This window comes from Bacillus sp. TH22 (assembly GCF_016651015.1).
Lineage (GTDB): Bacteria > Bacillota > Bacilli > Bacillales > Bacillaceae_G > Bacillus_A > Bacillus_A mycoides.
Window position 1 is genome coordinate 1,097,957 of the sequence record NZ_JAEKER010000001.1, and the last position, 15,612, is coordinate 1,113,568.

General features: G+C 34.9%; 18 protein-coding genes. 3 read left to right on the forward strand and 15 right to left on the reverse strand.

All coding sequences use genetic code 11. The features are described 5' to 3' along the window. Window positions 1–46: 46 nt before the first annotated feature. A complete protein-coding gene (locus tag JFU18_RS05500) occupies window positions 47–133 on the forward strand; it encodes a YjcZ family sporulation protein (RefSeq protein WP_000505094.1) in 87 nt (28 codons plus the stop codon). 129 nt (window positions 134–262) lie between these two features. Here JFU18_RS05500 and JFU18_RS05505 read toward each other — a convergent pair whose 3' ends face one another. The 8 genes from JFU18_RS05505 to cotH form a co-directional block, all read right to left on the reverse strand. Then, window positions 263–769, reverse strand: a complete 507-nt coding sequence (locus JFU18_RS05505; RefSeq protein WP_002012448.1) for an acyl-CoA thioesterase — start codon at window positions 767–769, stop codon at window positions 263–265. Window positions 770–888: 119 nt separating this feature from the next. Then, window positions 889–1,758 carry a TIGR03943 family putative permease subunit gene (locus JFU18_RS05510; RefSeq protein ID WP_002012447.1) on the reverse strand — a complete coding sequence of 290 codons (870 nt, stop codon included), beginning with the start codon at window positions 1,756–1,758 and terminating at the stop codon, window positions 889–891. A 3-nt stretch (window positions 1,759–1,761) separates the two neighbouring features. Beyond that, window positions 1,762–2,658, reverse strand: coding sequence for a permease (locus JFU18_RS05515; protein ID WP_000418724.1), 897 nt, complete (start codon window positions 2,656–2,658; stop codon window positions 1,762–1,764). 198 nt (window positions 2,659–2,856) lie between these two features. Next, window positions 2,857–3,798 carry a magnesium transporter CorA family protein gene (locus tag JFU18_RS05520; protein WP_000932392.1) on the reverse strand — a complete coding sequence of 314 codons (942 nt, stop codon included), beginning with the start codon at window positions 3,796–3,798 and terminating at the stop codon, window positions 2,857–2,859. Window positions 3,799–3,982: 184 nt separating this feature from the next. After that, window positions 3,983–5,362, reverse strand: coding sequence for a putative polysaccharide biosynthesis protein (locus tag JFU18_RS05525; RefSeq protein WP_201033670.1), 1,380 nt, complete (start codon window positions 5,360–5,362; stop codon window positions 3,983–3,985). 96 nt (window positions 5,363–5,458) lie between these two features. Next, complete coding sequence (gene uptA / locus JFU18_RS05530; protein WP_000881203.1) at window positions 5,459–6,061, reverse strand: undecaprenyl phosphate transporter UptA; 603 nt, start codon at window positions 6,059–6,061, stop codon at window positions 5,459–5,461. Window positions 6,062–6,165: 104 nt separating this feature from the next. Continuing rightward, the gene (locus JFU18_RS05535) at window positions 6,166–6,783 is read right to left on the reverse strand and encodes an NUDIX hydrolase N-terminal domain-containing protein (protein ID WP_016102166.1); all 618 of its coding nucleotides are present in this window, start codon (window positions 6,781–6,783) and stop codon (window positions 6,166–6,168) included. A gap of 105 nt (window positions 6,784–6,888) precedes the next feature. Next, window positions 6,889–7,965 carry a spore coat protein CotH gene (gene cotH, locus JFU18_RS05540; RefSeq protein WP_000937998.1) on the reverse strand — a complete coding sequence of 359 codons (1,077 nt, stop codon included), beginning with the start codon at window positions 7,963–7,965 and terminating at the stop codon, window positions 6,889–6,891. A gap of 181 nt (window positions 7,966–8,146) precedes the next feature. Here cotH and exsB point away from each other — a divergent pair, with 181 nt between their 5' ends. Further along, the gene (gene exsB / locus JFU18_RS05545) at window positions 8,147–8,746 is read left to right on the forward strand and encodes an exosporium protein ExsB (RefSeq protein WP_201033669.1); all 600 of its coding nucleotides are present in this window, start codon (window positions 8,147–8,149) and stop codon (window positions 8,744–8,746) included. Window positions 8,747–8,792: 46 nt separating this feature from the next. Here exsB and JFU18_RS05550 read toward each other — a convergent pair whose 3' ends face one another. From JFU18_RS05550 to JFU18_RS05575, 6 genes are all read right to left on the reverse strand, one after another. Further along, on the reverse strand, window positions 8,793–9,404 hold the full coding sequence (locus JFU18_RS05550) for a phosphoserine phosphatase 1 (RefSeq protein ID WP_002012438.1): 612 nt from the start codon (window positions 9,402–9,404) through the stop codon (window positions 8,793–8,795). Between the two features lie 13 nt (window positions 9,405–9,417). Next, entirely contained in the window at window positions 9,418–9,963 is a 546-nt protein-coding gene (locus JFU18_RS05555) for a short-chain dehydrogenase (protein WP_002031473.1), read from the reverse strand. 12 nt (window positions 9,964–9,975) lie between these two features. Beyond that, window positions 9,976–10,392 carry a FosBx1 family fosfomycin resistance bacillithiol transferase gene (gene fosB, locus JFU18_RS05560; protein ID WP_201033668.1) on the reverse strand — a complete coding sequence of 139 codons (417 nt, stop codon included), beginning with the start codon at window positions 10,390–10,392 and terminating at the stop codon, window positions 9,976–9,978. Between the two features lie 59 nt (window positions 10,393–10,451). After that, complete coding sequence (locus tag JFU18_RS05565) at window positions 10,452–12,113, reverse strand: peptide ABC transporter substrate-binding protein (RefSeq protein ID WP_085310597.1); 1,662 nt, start codon at window positions 12,111–12,113, stop codon at window positions 10,452–10,454. A 76-nt stretch (window positions 12,114–12,189) separates the two neighbouring features. After that, on the reverse strand, window positions 12,190–13,200 hold the full coding sequence (locus JFU18_RS05570; RefSeq protein WP_201033667.1) for a DUF2628 domain-containing protein: 1,011 nt from the start codon (window positions 13,198–13,200) through the stop codon (window positions 12,190–12,192). 7 nt (window positions 13,201–13,207) lie between these two features. Beyond that, on the reverse strand, window positions 13,208–13,660 hold the full coding sequence (locus JFU18_RS05575) for a methylated-DNA--[protein]-cysteine S-methyltransferase (protein ID WP_002031467.1): 453 nt from the start codon (window positions 13,658–13,660) through the stop codon (window positions 13,208–13,210). A gap of 133 nt (window positions 13,661–13,793) precedes the next feature. On the opposite strand from JFU18_RS05575, the gene namA reads away from it, so the two are divergent. Then, window positions 13,794–14,831, forward strand: a complete 1,038-nt coding sequence (namA, locus tag JFU18_RS05580; RefSeq protein ID WP_085310593.1) for an NADPH dehydrogenase NamA — start codon at window positions 13,794–13,796, stop codon at window positions 14,829–14,831. Window positions 14,832–14,860: 29 nt separating this feature from the next. On the opposite strand, the gene JFU18_RS05585 is transcribed toward namA, so the two are convergent. After that, window positions 14,861–15,520, reverse strand: a complete 660-nt coding sequence (locus JFU18_RS05585) for an oxidoreductase (protein WP_085310591.1) — start codon at window positions 15,518–15,520, stop codon at window positions 14,861–14,863. Between the last annotated feature and the right edge of the window lie 92 nt (window positions 15,521–15,612).

Below are 15,612 nucleotides of genomic sequence, written 5' to 3' on the forward strand. Positions count from 1 at the left end.
TCTGCATATTGTATGTTGTATCTTAAAATAAAAGGAGGAAATAACAATGGGCTTCGCACATGGTAATGGATTTGCGCTACTAGTCGTATTATTTATCCTCTTAATTATCGTCGGTGCTGCTTGCTTCTGCTAAGCAGTTATTGTAGTACGATATGGGGATGAAAAAACTATAAAAGCGGACACCTATTTTTAGGTGTCCGCTTTTCATTTCAAAAATCTCCTAACCTATTACAAAATAGTACCACTAGGAAAGTATTTCACATCAAAAAGTTAGCAGTGTAGCTACCTTCTTACTCTCTGCCTTACGAATATGGCGCTGTTCTGCACGTAACACAGCAATTCGATGCAATTCTTTCTCCTCTTCTGTCTCAGGGATAACACGCGGTACAGGAACTGGATTATTCTCCTTACTAAGCGCAACAAAAGTAACGAATGAAGTTGCTGCTACACGTTTTTTACCTGAAATTAAATCTTCTGCTACTACTTTCACAAATATCTCCATAGAAGTTCTTCCCGTCCAAATTACGAAAGATTCATAACTAACACAATCTGAAGAACGTACTGGATGTAAGAAATCTACCCAATCCATAGACGCTGTGACACATTCCATTCTCGAGTGTCTCGTTGCTGAAATTGAAGCAACCATATCCATCTCCGCCAATATCTTTCCACCAAATAGCGTGTTATGATCATTTAAATCCGTTGGAAATACTCGACTCGTTTTAAACACCCTTGATTCATTAGCTGTTTTACCCTTTACTTCAGTCATTGTTATCACCCCTTTAATTATTTATCCCTAATATCCCAATATACACTACACCTCATGAACTACACGTTTAATATTAACAATTTTTAGAACTTTTAGTCCATAAAAAAGAACCGATTTTATTAATCGGCTCCTCTAAACACATATTGTTCTTTCGGCTGTTCAACTTTATTCCATTTCGTTACCTCTAACACTGGAATATTCGCATGAAACGGCTGATAAAATTCAGTTGAAATTTCTCCCTCTATCTGAATCCAATCATCATTTTTCCACTCTACCCCTTCTGGTTTTTTTACTAACATACCATATACACCCGAATCCGCAACACAATGTATAATGCCGAAACGGAATAAGAAATATTGTTCCTTTTTAGAAGAATCATCTCGGAAAACAAATCCTTTATAAGACAGGGTTTTACCAGTAAATTCACCAGGATAATTATAAATTGTCTCCATACCCTTTAAGAAATCTTCATCTTTTAAAGTGATATTATCTTTCGTAACAAACTCTTTCTTCCCTTTTTCCATTACACCACGATATCCTTCTTTCCCGTAATAAATACTCGTATCCGGTCTTAAGAATTGTCTTGTCATAAATGGATCTTTACTTTCTGCTTGCGCTACTGGAAAATGGAATCCCTTCGCCTTAACAATATCGGAATCTAATGTTGCAATTGGGAAAAACAATCCTGTAATGATTGGAAAACAGAATAACGTGTAAGAAAACACTTTTTTCCACCATGTATTCTCATCTTTCGAATGATCATGCCCACAATGACTATGATCACAACTACAATCATGTTTCTCTTTTTCCTTTTGATGTTCTTTTTGGAAAACGATAATAATTTGTACAATCGTTAAGAAACCTAAAATAATAGCAGCAGTTTTTGATAAATAGGCGTACTTCATATTTATATACTTCGTAATGTTACCGGAAATATGAAGCTGTCCAATTAAAATTGTAAAGCCTAATAATATATATGCTCGAAACATAACCTACCACCCCATCGCATAAATGAGTAGTGAGCTTGCATAAACAACAAGTGTAACTGTAACCGTCACAACAATTACAAATTTCGTTTTAAACGTTGCAAGCATCATAAACATATTTTTAATATCCACCATCGGTCCATATACGAGGAACGCGACAAGTGACGCTGTTGAAAATGTACTCTGGAATGACGAAGCAATAAACGCATCCGCTTCTGAACAAAGTGATAATATGTAAGCAAGCCCCATCATAACAGCTGGTGAAGAGAACGGCCCTTGTCCTATAGCAAGAAGTGTTGAAGTTTGTACGAACGTTTGAACTGCCGCTGCAATTAACGCACCTAATACTAAATATTTTCCCATCGAGAAAAATTCCTCAACAGCATGCGTACATACATCCCACATTTTTTTACGTAATGGACGCTTATGATTCACTTCTGGGAAGTGATCATCTCGTAATTGATGTTCTTTAAACATAAATGATAATATAATTCCAACGATAATTGCTACGATAATCGCTACAATAGAACGATACCATACCATGTGCATACTACTTCCAAAGGCAACGTATGTTGCAAATAATACGACTGGATTAATGATTGGTCCAGTTAACATAAATGCAATCCCGGCATAGGGCGGAACCCCTTTTCCGATTAATCGCCTTACAATCGGAACGATTCCACATTCACAGCCCGGAAACATCATCCCTAAAAAAGTAGCCATTAAAACAGACAGAAATCGATTTTTCGGCATCCATTTTGCTACCATATCTTCTGTCACAAACATTTGAATGAATCCTGAAATAAATACACCAATGAGCACAAAAGGAAGTGCTTCGATCAATATGGAGATAAAAATTGTATTCATTTGCAGGAATGCTTTCGGTAATTGAAACAATTCCATGATGTATTTCCTCCAACTTTTCATTAACAATATGTAATTTTAACCTCATTTTATGAATTGGACAAGACTTATACGGAATTCACCCCTTTCATATACATTACATTTTATAAGTTATATTCTATTCAAAATTTAGGATTTCATAGCAAAAAAGCTGCTCTAGCGCAGTTACACAACTATGCTAGAGCAGCTTTCTTCTCGTTAAAAGTAACGTTTCTTCCAAAAAACAAACGCTAATGTGAAAGATAGTGTTACACATATTATGAGTACAATTACAAAACCATGTGCTTCCCCTTCAAACGGAACCTTTACGTTCATTCCAAAGAAACTAGAAACCATCGTTGGTAACGATAAAATGATTGTAATAGACGTTAACAGTTTCATAACACTATTTAAATTATTTGATATAACAGAGCTAAAAGTATTCATCATTCCACTTAAAATGTGACTATATATTTCCGCCATTTCAATAGCCTGCTTATTTTCAATTAATACATCTTCTAGTAAATCTTGATCGTCTTCATACATTTTTAAAAATGTACTGTTACGCATTAATTTTTGAATTACAATTTTATTCGCCTTTAATGATGTTGTAAAGTAAACTAAACTTTTTTCAAGGCCTAGCAATGTAAAAATTTCTTTATTTTTCATCGACTTATTTAATTGGTGCTCTAAATCGATTGTTTTTCTGTTAATTTGCTTTAAGTATCTTAAATAATAAGTAGAAATCGTATATAAGAGCTGAAGTGCAAAGCGTGTCTTTTTAAACGTATAAAATTCTTTAATACGTTGATTAATAAAACGTTCAAAAATTGGGTTTTCTTCTAAGCAAATAGTAACAAAACAATCTGGCATTACAATCATACCTATTGGAATCGTGTCATAAATCGAATTTCCTTCTTCATCATGTCTAACTGTTGGAATATCCACGATTATTAAAGTATTATTGTCTTCCTTTTCAATACGAGAGCGTTCTTCATCATCTAAAGGGTCTTTAATGAAATCTAAGTCTACATTTAAAGTTTGTACTAGATATTGAATTTCTTCTTCCGTTGGATGAAGTACATTAATCCAGCAACCCTTTTGCATTTCCTCAACCTCTTGTAGTTTTCCGTTTCGGTCTGTTAAATAAATATTTAACATACTATCACCCCGATTCTTTTTACATGTAGGAATCTACCTCTCTTACATAACAGTTTTTGAACCGCCATTCTCAGCATATGAAACATACGTTTAAATTTCAATAGAAAAATTATTTTGAAAACGTTTTTATAAGAAAAATATTCTAAACAAAGAAAAAGACAGAGTGCTCTCTGCCTTAAAAAGCTTATGTTGCCTTTATAACATATTTAGAAAGCATCCACAAGTTAAAGCCAACTGAAATCGTATAACCAGCGTATGTTGAAATAATAAAACTTACATAATCGAAATACGGAAGCAATACGATATTTAAAACTATCTTCACAATAATACCAATTACTAATCCTAGCACTGTTTTCTGTTGTTGATTAATTCCTTGTAACATCGCAGCTGTTACTGTAAAAAGCGAAAATAGTATACAGGCAGGAGCATAATACTGTAAAATAACTCTCCCCATCTCCGGATCATTTCCGGCACCAAATAAAAGAGTATATACTGGTTTTGCTAACAACATCATTCCAATCGCCGCTGGTACCGTAATACCTACTACTAATACATTCGTCCTCGTAAAATGTTTGTACAGTAACTTCACATTCCCTGCTGTATAGGCTTTTGTCATCTCAGGTACGAGAGACATACTAAAAGCAGTCGCAACGGAAACCGGGATAAGTACAACCATCTGGACAAGACCAATTATCGCATTAATCTTCTCCGCTTCTCCTTGCATATATCCTATTTGTATAAGTAGTTTATTAATTGTAAATGTATCAATCGTCTGATATAACGGAATCGCTAATCCAACTACAACGAAAGGAATAGAATATGTAAACAGTTCTCTATACAACGAAAAAAAAGTTTTCGTCGTTTGTGGTATACTGGCAATCTCTTTTTTCTTTAAATGTTTTCTCCTTCTTATATAATACGCACTTAAAACACTTAATCCACCTAGTGCTCCCATAAATGCTCCAAACGTTGAAATACCAACTGCCAACGAAATAGAAGCTTTTATAACATATAAAACGACAAAGCTTCCTATCAAAATAGTTAAGACCCGAAAAAATTGCTCTACAACTACACTGAGCGCAGAAGGTCCCATAGATTGAAAACCTTGAAAGAAACCACGTAACAAGCTCATTACAGGAACGAGTATTAACGCAAAACTTACAATTTGAATATTGTGCGTGACAGCTACCACACTATTCCCCGACTGATCATTTCCATCAATCACAAGTTTAGCTAAATGTGGTGCTAACATATATAATGCTAAACAAGAAATAACGCCCATAATGACCATAAAAACGATACCACTCTTTAGCACTCTCTTAACAGTGTGATAATCATTGAGTTGATCATATTTTGAAACCATTTTTGAAACGGCAAGTGGTAATCCCATCGTTGCAATACTAAGCATAATTGTATAAGGACGGTATGCATACGTATATAATACGTACCCACTCGTACCCACCATTGCTGTAAATGGTATAACATATATAAACCCTAACATTTTAGATATCATCGTTGCCATCGTTAAAAATATCGTTCCACGTAAAAACGGTGATCCTTTCATCACATTCCCCCGCTACGCTTTATTATTACACATTATGGACAACTCCTTTTTTTTAGAACTGAAACAATAAAAAAAGCCAATGAAAAATCATTGACTTTAACGCGCTGCTTTTTTCTTTTTTAAATACTTTAAACCGAAGTATAGAGCAACAAAGAGAACAGCCCCTATAATTATGTAATGTGTGTAATCAGATGCATACTCTTTAATGTGTCGCCAATTTCCACCAAGCTTTTCACCTAAGTATATAAATAGTATTGACCATGGAATAATCGCAACTACTGTATATAGTGTAAATAGTTTTAACGGCATTTTAGCTAATCCTGCTGGAATAGAGATTGCATGACGTACTACTGGGATAAAGCGTGCAGAAAAGATTACTCCTGCTCCGTAACGCTTAAACCAACCTTCCGCTATGTCTAAATGGTGTTTATTAATAAGTAGATATTTCCCATATTTCTCTACAACCGGACGCCCTCCGTAATATCCAAGCCAGTATAAAAAGATTTGGGCTAAAGTACCACCAATAGTTCCGGCGATAACTGCACCGACAAAACTAATTTTACCATCCGCTACTAAAAATCCAGCATACGAAAGTACAATTTCACTCGGGATAATTTCAATCATTAAAGCTAGCGCTACTCCAAAGTAACCTAGGCTTGCAAAAAATTGTAATAACTGATCTATTATGCTTGCTAACATTTTATTTTCTATCTCCTTTTTTCTTCACATACCATCCCATTATTACATAAAGGTCGCATTCTGCCAATATCTTCATTTCAACAATATCATCGGCATAAGCATTATTAATCTATTAATGTTTCTTTTTGAGGTTCTTTCATGTAGGCAAACATTTCTTTAATTTGCTCTTCTGTATTTCTAGCAATCGATACATTAGGCAATTCATTCTCACCAAAAAACTCCACATCTTCTGTTTCAATACTAGTTTTCTTTTCGCCACCAATAATCTTACAGCCAATAAAAATTTTATATACATGTGTTGCTGAAGGCGATGGTTGATGTTTTTCTTTATCAAATATAGCGAGTAGCTTAAAATCATCTACTTCATAGCCCGTCTCCTCTAAAACTTCTTTTGCTGCTACTTCTGTTGGCGTATAACCAACATCAGCCCATCCACCTGGCAATGCCCATTTCCTATCACTTTTTTCTTTCACAAATAATAGTTTTTCATTTTGAAAAATAACTGCCCGTATATCAACTTTAGGTGTTTGATAGCCTGTCCCACTTGCAAATAAATTCTCTACTACTTCCCAATCTGTCTTTGTGTAATGTGACATCATTGAAACTGAAATATCCCGTAATTGTTGGAAACGCTCTATATCATACACATCCTTAGAATACGTTAAACCCGCTTGAGCTATAGATTGTATTTGTTTTACCCAATCAATCCACTTGACCGTCATGTTTCCACATCTCCATTCTTTATTAAGTAAATATTACGTCAATTCAATTGATACATCTTTATTATACAAAAAAAGAGATTGATAATGTTCCAATCTCTTTCAAAATTAATCCAATTCATGTAAGTGGTCTTGTATATACTTCCTTCTTTTATTTATATATTCATCAATCATATCAGCTTCTTGATCAAATGTTTCTAATTTTTCTTTCATATATGGATCTTGTAGTAAATATGGACGAATCGATTCACACAAACCTTCTACTTTCGGCATCATAAACGAAACGGTAAATTGTTCTTCTAATATTTCTTCCAAAATACTTCGGTATTGTTTTCTAAATACAGGTATATCTAACAATCTTGCACTTAACGTATTATAACCTTGAATACGAATATATTCATGATTAAGTGGTCTCCCTTGTACATCTCGCCCCCAAGTCGCATCATAATCCCACGGTATCACTTCAAATAAATTTGTCTCATCGTTATGATATAGTGCATAGTTATGAACGAAACCATCAAAGTTTTGCGTAAAAATAACTCCAGCTAACCATCGTAAATATTTATCTACATGTAGAAACTTCCCGATCTCTTTTTCATAATCTTCCCTCGACAAAGTATTCGCTTGAAATACAAATTCACTCAGTTGTTCTTCACTATTTTTATTCGAATATTTAAATTCATAACCCGCAAAGAGCTCTGTCTTAACATCTTTATCTCGCTCACTCATTAACGAAAAATTCGCATCATCATCTATCGCATAATAAATAGAACCACTCGGTAACCCTCTATTTTTCAAAAAGTTTTCATCAACTGATTCTAACTGTAAATACACACCTTGAATTTGACCATTAATTTTTATAAATACATGTTGTGATTTTGGCGAAAGTACACCAATATCATGAAAAAAATCTAAAGATAATTTATTTCGTATGAGAGACGGATCCATAAACTCAGAATTCAAATGAAACTCTTTCGCGCCTTGAAATTTTTTCGGTTTATAAAACATAACATGATAAGACTTTTTCTCAAATTCGCGAATATGAGCCCCTCGGTATACGATATCAATGTCATACTTCTTTTTTCCATAAGTTAATTTTGCTGGCACTGGACTATCTGACCAAATGTCCTTTTTCAATTCCACTAAGTACATTGGATGAACAAAAAAATCATATGAAGGCAGCATATTTTCTCATCCCTTCTCAGTTCTCTTCATTCAATGTATGCGCCTTGTCTTGTCCATACATCCGCTATCATCTATTTATATAAAATTACACTCTTGTCCTGTTCAGAAAGAAGTCGAATCTCATATTATGTTAAGGAAAAAGAATACCTTTTCAATTTAACACTCGATAAGGAGGATTTCTATGAAACGTGATATTAGAAAAGCTGTTGAAGAAATCAAAAGTGCTGGTATGGAGGATTTCTTACACCAAGATCCAAGTACTTTTGAGTGCGATGATGATAAATTCTCTCATCATAAATGTACAACAGGGTGTAAATGTACAACAGGGCGTAAATGTACAACAGGGCGTAAATGTCCAAGAACAAGATGTACTCGCGTAAAACATTGTACTTTCGTTACAAAATGTACTCATGTTAAAAAATGGACGTTTGTTACGAAATGCACTCGTGTGCGCGTTCAAAAATGGACGTTCGTTACAAAAGTGACGCGTAGAAAAGAATGCGTTTTAGTTACAAAACGTACTCGCAGAAAGCATTGTACTTTCGTTACAAAATGCATACGCTTTGAAAAGAAATTTTTCTGGACAAAACGAAGTTTCTGTAAAAAATGCGAATTCTTCCCTCACGGACACGGTCGCTCTTGCGATGATGATTGTGATCATGGTAAGGACTGTCATGATGATGGGCACAAATGGGACGATTGCAAAGATAGCAGACACAAGTCTTCTTCTTGCAAGAATAAGAAATTCGATCACTTCTGGTATAAAAAACGTAATTGCTAGTTTTTTATGTCCACCAAAAAAGGTCGCTTTGCGACCTTTTTTACGTTTACTGAAAATGACTTATATCTGCAAATTGTTTTACTTTACCACGGTTTTCATCAAATTCAATCACACTAAGACTCGCGCTATGCATAAATGGCTCTTCCCATACATGTTCAATTTCAAAACCTGCAAAATGCCCTACGAGTAATTTCGCTGCTGCAGCATGAGTAACTATTAAAATATTTTCTCCTTTATGCTTTTCTAAAAGAAAGTGTATCCCTTCAATTACTCTTTTATGAACGGCCGCAAAGTTTTCCCCTGATGTTGACTGAAAAAGATGTGGTTCATTCCAAAATAAATGTACTTCTTCTGGATATTGCATTTCCAAGTCAGCAATTGTTTGCCCTTCCCATATCCCCATGTTTATTTCATAGAAACGTTCATCTTCTATAATTGGAAGATCGCGTTCCCCTTTAATCAATTCAGCAGTATGAAGCGTTCTTTCGCTTGGACTACTATATATGGCATGGAGTGGTAAATCCTTCATACGCTCCCCTAATTGTTTCGCTTGTATCATACCATTCTCTGTTAATGCTGAATTTTTCCGTCCTTGCATCCGCCCTGCTACATTCCATTCTGTTTCACCGTGCCTTGTTACATATACCGTTGTCTTCATTTCACATGCCCCCTTACCATTTTGGCCGCGATTCCCACGGCTCTACTCTCCCTACAATCCATTCTGTGCATTTACTTTCAATTCCTTTTATAACTCCGTCAGCAATCTCTTCATGAGTAAGCCATCTTGCATATGTATCTTCTAAAATAAACCCTAATATAATTCTATAATAACTACATAATGTCCCACCTATTTTTTGTGACTTCGTACGCGATGCACTACTACCTAATATATGAAATAAACTATACTTTTCCGATGACAATTCAACTTCATTACAAATGAGTCGTAATGCATGCTTAGCACTCGAATGTACCCATGCAACTACTAATGTAATTGGACCATTCTGTTCAATTGTATTTGTAATAGATCGCTTTAGACCATCGTCATTTTGATAATCTAAAGGAAGACATGTAATATTTTCTGGTGCCGAACTAGCTTGCTTAACATTTTCTAATTTCACTTCATCTCGTCCAATAACAGACACACGAAATCCTTGATCACAAAGCCACATAGAAACTTTCTTTAACATTCCTGTTCCACCAATTACAAGTGCATGCAACTTCTTCCCCCCTTAGTAAAATGTCATATGAGGTTTTTCTTCCCTATAATAATTTAGACGGTCTTGTAACGTCCCTGAATGCAACTCAAATTTATGACCATCAGGATCAACAAAATATATAGACTCACAATCTCTCACATCACGCTCTCTTCCTTGTAAAATATGAACTTTATTTTCTTCTAATCGCTGCAGTAAGCGTTCAAAGTCTTCTTGTTCAACAGAAAATGCGAGGTGCGTATAAGATTGATGAATCTCCTTTCTTGGAATATGTGCCTCTTCGTTCAGTGCTATCCATACTCCACATATATTGAAATATGCAAGTTTTCTCCCTTTAACTAATAGTTCTCCTTCTAGCACTCTTTCATAAAACATAATAGCGTTTTCTAAATTTGATACTGAAAAACAAAGATGATTGATTCCTTTCAACACTCCACGTTCCTCCCTAAACAAATAAAAGATGAGCGAAAATTCACTCATCTTTTATTATACTATTTCTTTGTAATATATGCCCATTTATAACTAAAGTCGCCACCGAACGTATGGTTAGCAATACCATTTACATACGTCTTCTCTAAGTAAGCTGTACTTTGTTGGTACGTAGGAGAGATTGCAGCATCTTGACCAATTAAGATTTTTTCAGCTTCTGCAAGTGCTTTCCAGCGTGCTGCGTCATCTTTTAGTAGTTCTCCTTTTGATTTTGTTACTAAATCATCGTACTTCGGATTTGAATAATCCATTTCATTAAATGAGCTTCCAGTAACGAACATATCAATATATGTCATTGGGTCTGGATAATCTGGACTCCATGCAGATAATGAGAATTCATATTCAAATTTCTTTTCTAAATCTAACTTCTGCTTATATGGTTGTTGCTTCAAATTCACTTTAATACCAGGTAAGTTTTTCTCTAATTCTTCTTTAATAAAGTCGCCCACTTTTTTACGACTACCGTTATCATCATTTAGTAATTCTACTGTAATTGTATCTTGACCAAGTTCTTTCTTCGCTTCTTCCCACAGTTTTTTTGCTTTCGTAGCATTATCTTTACTGTCACGGAAATTTTTATTTACAGTACGGAAGTCTTTTCCATCTGGTCCTGTCGTAAACTTTTCAGGTACTAAGAAATACGCTGGCAATGATCCATCATTCAAAATTACATCCGCAATTCCTTTTTTATCGTACGCTAAATCAATCGCCTCACGAACCTTTTGATTTTTAAACGTTGCATTTTTTTGATTAAAACGTAGGAAATACATACGTGGGTCTAGCTTCGTTTTAAATTCATCTGGTTTATTCTTTTTATATTTGTCTACAAACTCAGAACTTAAAATGACACGGTCTGCTTGATCACTATCATATAAATTTACCCCAGTACTTGTCTCTTTTACTATACCCACATTAATTTCTTGTAATTTTACAGCATCTTTATCCCAATAATTTGGGTTTTTCTTTAACTGGTAACTTTGTTCATGTTTCCATTCACTCATTGTAAATGGTCCATTGTACAATAATTTATCTGCTTCTAATCCGTATTTATCCCCTTGTCCTTTTACATACTTTTCATTTAATGGGAAGAATGTAGGGAACGAAGTAAGCTCAAGGAAATAAGGTGCTGGTTGCTCTAATTCTACTACCAACGTTTTATCATCCTTCGCTTTAACACCTAATTGATCCGACGGTACTTCTCCTTTATTTACTTTCTGTGCATTTTTCACATCAAATAAAATAAATGCATATTCTGCTGCTATTGCTTTATCTAATGTACGTTGCCATGCATATACAAAATCTTGTGCTCGAACTGGATCACCATTTGACCATTTTGCATCACGTAATTCAAATGTATATGTCTTTTTATCTTCACTAATCTTCACGTCTTTGGCCATACCTGGAGTTGGTTTATTATCTTTATCTAGACGATATAATCCTTCCATTGCATTTACAAATACACGGAAAGATACAGAATCTGTTGATTTAGATGTATCCATTGAAGGAATTTCAGCTGTTTCTAGCAAATTTAAAACTTGTTTATCTGCCATTCCCTTACTTGATTCTTTCTTCGTTGTCGAAGCCTTCTCCCCATTCCCACATCCCGCAACCAGTACACTAGCCGATAATGCAACTGCAGCAATCGTTGTTACCTTTCTCTTCATTCTTCCTTCCCCCAATCTATATGTATAAGTTAAAACTTGTATAATATATTTTATTATACAAAAAATTCTGATTATTTTAAATATTTATTTTCATAAAAAGAAAAAAGCGGTCAGAAATTGCTTTCCCTCCGCTTTGTTGAATAGCATTTACTTGTAAGCCATCCTCTATATCAAATGGATTTTGAACTTTAAATATTTCCTCCATTATCTTCAAAAACTCTTCTTCATTTTTAGATTCACCGTTAATCGTAAGTGAATATGGTTCCACTTCTCCCAATTTATAATCAACAATAAATTGAATTCTCACCTTTTTCCTTGGCATCTCAGGACTCTCCCCCTGAAATTCTACTAATTCTAATCCTTCCGTTCCCCGATAGTATATCCATCCTGAATTTTGAAAATAATTTTCGAACGATTCACCAATCGAAAAGAACGGATATTCATAAAGCGAACTTGTACGTACTTTTTGTATAATATCTCGATCAGTCGGAAAAAAGAAATGACTGAAAAAAATACTAGCAACTGCTAAAATAGTAACGATTGTTGCTCCCATTTTACTCGTTCCACCACTATCACGGATCAGATAATTTTCAACCGATTCATCTTTAATTCCCCGTGCTTTTATTCGATATATACGCCTTTCTGCAAATTGATAATATAATCCATTTGCAAAAATCCCCATCCCAAATAGAATGAAAATGAGTAATAAAAACGTAAGAGGCACCATATTAATGATTGGCAATGCTACGTTGAACCCCATATAATAAGAAAATGCATCACATGCTACTAATAACAGTATAAATAAAGCAGCAGGTAAATAATACTTACGATATCCAAGCCAACCTACATTGAAAATAGCAGCCAAACCATTCCAGCTCCACCTAGCAATTCGCTTATTCTCAAGCTCCCATTTTCTTTTGTAATATGGATATTGTCTCCCTACATATACTTCTAATTCTTTGTCTATTAGCGAGCTTTCTTCACCTTGTTTATTATGCAAGTTCCGTTGACAATTTGCACAATTCAACTGATCATTAATACAAGGTCGCCCACAATTTATACATTTCAAAACAATCCCTCTTTCCATCCATACTTCATTTTAATATGCCTTCATGCTTCAATAACCACTCTTTCCTCCATAAACCACCTGCATACCCAACAAGTTTTCCACTCTTTCCTATTACACGATGACATGGAACGATAATTGAAATTGGATTCCGGCTATTTGCCCCTCCTATCGCTCGTACAGCTTTCGTATTCCCAACCTTATCTGCAATATCTAAATATGAAGCACTTACGCCATACGGTACGGTGTAAAGTGCTTCCCATACATTCTTTTGGAATGGTGTTCCTTCAGCAGACAATGGAACTGTAAACTCTTTTCTTTTTCCTTCAAAGTATTCATCTAATTCATTTATACATTGTTCAACAAGTTCATTTTTATGTTCTTCTTTTCTTTCTTCAACAAATATAACAGACGTAATCCCTTTCGTATTCGCTGTAATTTCCAGCAAACCTAATTCACTTTCATAATAAGCCTGATACATATGTCATCCTCCAATTCAATTCATATTAGCCATTGTAACACGAATAGACAAAATTTTTCGTATAAGCGTTTTATTAGGGAAACAAAAAAGAGGATGATACAATGTAAGAAAATTCAATCAAGGGGGATATTTGATGGAGCTTCAACTTTTTTCACCTTATACAATTAAGGACGTTACGCTAAAAAACCGTATCGTTATGTCGCCTATGTGTATGTATTCATCAGAGAATGAGGATGGCCGAGTAACCAATTTTCATCTCATTCATTATGGAACCAGGGCTGCTGGCCAAGTAGGCTTAGTTATGATTGAAGCAACAGCTGTGTTACCTGAAGGGCGTATTTCTAACAAAGACTTAGGCATTTGGGATGATAATCTAATTGAAGGCTTACATAAGACGACGGCATTTATACATGATAACGGCGCAAAAGCTGCCATTCAACTCGCTCATGCCGGAAGAAAGGCTGAATTAGAAACGGACGCTTTAGCTCCTTCAGCAATTCCGTTTAACGATGGAATGAAAATACCCGTGGAAATGAGTAAGCAACAAATTAAAGACACCGTATTAGCTTTTCAAAAAGCTGCGTTACGTTCAAAACAAGCGGGATTTGACGTTATTGAATTACATGGTGCTCACGGTTATCTTATTAATGAATTTCTTTCTCCGCTTTCAAATAAGCGGACTGATGAATACGGGGGTTCACCTGAAAATCGCTATCGTTTCTTACGCGAAATCATTGACTCTGTAAATGAAGTTTGGAACGGACCGTTATTTGTTCGTATTTCAGCAAATGATTATCATCCTGACGGGTTAACAGTTCAAGATTATGTGCAGTATACAGGATGGATGAAAGAACAAGGGGTAGATTTAATCGATTGTAGTTCTGGTGCTGTTGTACCCGCACATATTGATGTGTATCCTGGTTACCAAGTACAATATGCTAAACATATTAAGGGGCATGTTGACATCGCGACTGGTGCGGTAGGATTAATTACAACCGGATCACAAGCAGAGCAAATTTTAAATAATAACGAAGCAGATTTAATTTTTATCGGACGCGAGTTACTTCGTAATCCATACTTCCCAAGAATAGCTGCCAATGAACTTGGCTTTGAATTAAAAGAACCCTATCAGTACCGACGAGCACCTGGAAAAATTAAAACTAATAAATAAAACCGAGAAGTTATTCCTCTCGGTTTTATTTATTTTATCTCTATAATATCGTTTGAACTATAAATATGAATACCAGATTCTTCACGCAGCGCTGTTATATACATTCCTTTCGCCACATCTTTAGCTGAAATTGGTTTATACTTTTTAAAAGCCCCTTTAAATACAAACGGAAGAATACGAGATAATTTCTCAGCCATTCTTTCCCCAAAACGATATTCTTGTCGATTTCCAACTAATAATGACGGCCTGAAAATATGTATGCCACCAATAACTAGCTTTTTCAGCTCCTCTTCCATTTTCCCCTTCACTTGCGAGTAAAAGAAAAATGATTTAGGTTTTGCTCCCATTGATGAAATAACAAGAAAATTTTGCACGCCTTGTTTTTCAGCTAAGCAGGCAGCTCGTAATGTATATTCATAATCTACTTTTTTAAAATTCGACTTCGACTTCGCTTTTTTTATCGTTGTTCCTAAGCAACTAAAAACATCATCTACTGCAAAAAATTCTTTGTATTCCTCTAATACTGAAAAATCCACCTGTTTCTGTTGCAATTTCTCATGCTGTAATTGTAATGGTTCCCTTACAAAAATAGTAACCGAATCGTAGTAATCTGAGTCAAGTAATAGTCGCGTTATTTCTTGTCCAACTAACCCACTTGCGCCAAGTACTAACGCTGTTCGCTTATTCATATATGTGTATACCTCTTTATTTACTATTCTCTCCTATAGCTAATCGTCGCTAACAGGAGTTTCCGTTCTCCCATTTTACCATAAGTAAAGCA

Excerpts from the sequence above, each read along its gene's own strand:
- JFU18_RS05500 (WP_000505094.1), top strand. The coding sequence starts at position 47 with ATGGGCTTCGCACATGGTAATGGATTTGCGCTACTAGTCGTATTATTT.
- JFU18_RS05505 (WP_002012448.1), bottom strand. The coding sequence starts at position 769 with ATGACTGAAGTAAAGGGTAAAACAGCTAATGAATCAAGGGTGTTTAAA.
- JFU18_RS05510 (WP_002012447.1), bottom strand. The coding sequence starts at position 1,758 with ATGTTTCGAGCATATATATTATTAGGCTTTACAATTTTAATTGGACAG.
- JFU18_RS05515 (WP_000418724.1), bottom strand. The coding sequence starts at position 2,658 with ATGGAATTGTTTCAATTACCGAAAGCATTCCTGCAAATGAATACAATT.
- JFU18_RS05520 (WP_000932392.1), bottom strand. The coding sequence starts at position 3,798 with ATGTTAAATATTTATTTAACAGACCGAAACGGAAAACTACAAGAGGTT.
- JFU18_RS05525 (WP_201033670.1), bottom strand. The coding sequence starts at position 5,362 with ATGAAAGGATCACCGTTTTTACGTGGAACGATATTTTTAACGATGGCA.
- uptA (WP_000881203.1), bottom strand. The coding sequence starts at position 6,061 with ATGTTAGCAAGCATAATAGATCAGTTATTACAATTTTTTGCAAGCCTA.
- JFU18_RS05535 (WP_016102166.1), bottom strand. The coding sequence starts at position 6,783 with ATGACGGTCAAGTGGATTGATTGGGTAAAACAAATACAATCTATAGCT.
- cotH (WP_000937998.1), bottom strand. The coding sequence starts at position 7,965 with ATGCTGCCTTCATATGATTTTTTTGTTCATCCAATGTACTTAGTGGAA.
- exsB (WP_201033669.1), top strand. The coding sequence starts at position 8,147 with ATGAAACGTGATATTAGAAAAGCTGTTGAAGAAATCAAAAGTGCTGGT.
- JFU18_RS05550 (WP_002012438.1), bottom strand. The coding sequence starts at position 9,404 with ATGAAGACAACGGTATATGTAACAAGGCACGGTGAAACAGAATGGAAT.
- JFU18_RS05565 (WP_085310597.1), bottom strand. The coding sequence starts at position 12,113 with ATGAAGAGAAAGGTAACAACGATTGCTGCAGTTGCATTATCGGCTAGT.
- JFU18_RS05570 (WP_201033667.1), bottom strand. The coding sequence starts at position 13,200 with ATGGAAAGAGGGATTGTTTTGAAATGTATAAATTGTGGGCGACCTTGT.
- JFU18_RS05575 (WP_002031467.1), bottom strand. The coding sequence starts at position 13,660 with ATGTATCAGGCTTATTATGAAAGTGAATTAGGTTTGCTGGAAATTACA.
- namA (WP_085310593.1), top strand. The coding sequence starts at position 13,794 with ATGGAGCTTCAACTTTTTTCACCTTATACAATTAAGGACGTTACGCTA.
- JFU18_RS05585 (WP_085310591.1), bottom strand. The coding sequence starts at position 15,520 with ATGAATAAGCGAACAGCGTTAGTACTTGGCGCAAGTGGGTTAGTTGGA.